We start from the raw sequence: 700 nt of genomic DNA, 5'->3' as shown, positions 1-700 counted from the left end.
TCGGTCACCCCGTCCTCCCGCCCCTCCGCAGTGCGGGTGGGCAGGCGGGTACTCACCGGCGGGACCTCCTCATGGGGTCATCGTGCCAGTCGCGCCGTGACGAAGCGCGGTCGGCCGGCCAGGTCGCGATGGTCGACGACCTCGGTCCAGCGGCCGGCGCCGGCGAACAGCGCCACGGCGGCGTCCCCCTGCACGTCGGCGTGCTCGGCCCCGACCACCCCGCCCACCCGGAGCAGCAGGGCGGCGCGCCGCTCGAGGACGCGCAGGGCCGCCAGCCCGTCGGCGCCCGAGAACAGCGCCCGGTGCGGGTCGTGGTCCCGCGCCTCCGGCTCCACCGACTCCCACGCCTCCAGCGGGATGTACGGCGGGTTGCAGGCGACGACGTCGACGGCTCCGACGAGGTCGGGGAAGGCCTCGGCCATGTCCCCGTGCCGCAGGTCGACGCCGGTGCCGGCCAGGTTGCGCGCGGCCCAGGCATGGGCGGCCTCGTCGAGCTCCACCGCGTGGACGCGCGCGCCGGGCACCTCGGCGGCCACCGCGGCCGCGATCGCCCCCGACCCCGTGCACAGGTCGACCACGCAGGCACCCGGCCCCTCGGGAGGACCCGCCACGTGCCGCGCCTGCTCGACCGCCCACCCGGCCAGCAGCTCGGTCTCCGGCCGGGCGACTTCGCGGACCGGTCGATCTGGAGCGTGGAAAG

Annotated in this window: 1 protein-coding gene; it reads right to left on the bottom strand. The window is 77.4% G+C overall.

Annotated features, from left to right (window positions below; all coding sequences use genetic code 11):
* Positions 1 to 77 precede the first annotated feature (77 nt).
* Positions 78 to 700: N5-glutamine methyltransferase family protein (locus tag PLP61_RS15565; protein ID WP_324503669.1), on the bottom strand; the 623-nt coding region annotated here is incomplete at its 5' end.

The organism is Nocardioides sp., assembly GCF_035429765.1.
Taxonomy (GTDB): domain Bacteria; phylum Actinomycetota; class Actinomycetes; order Propionibacteriales; family Nocardioidaceae; genus Nocardioides.
This window is presented reverse-complemented; position numbering and strand designations above follow the sequence as displayed.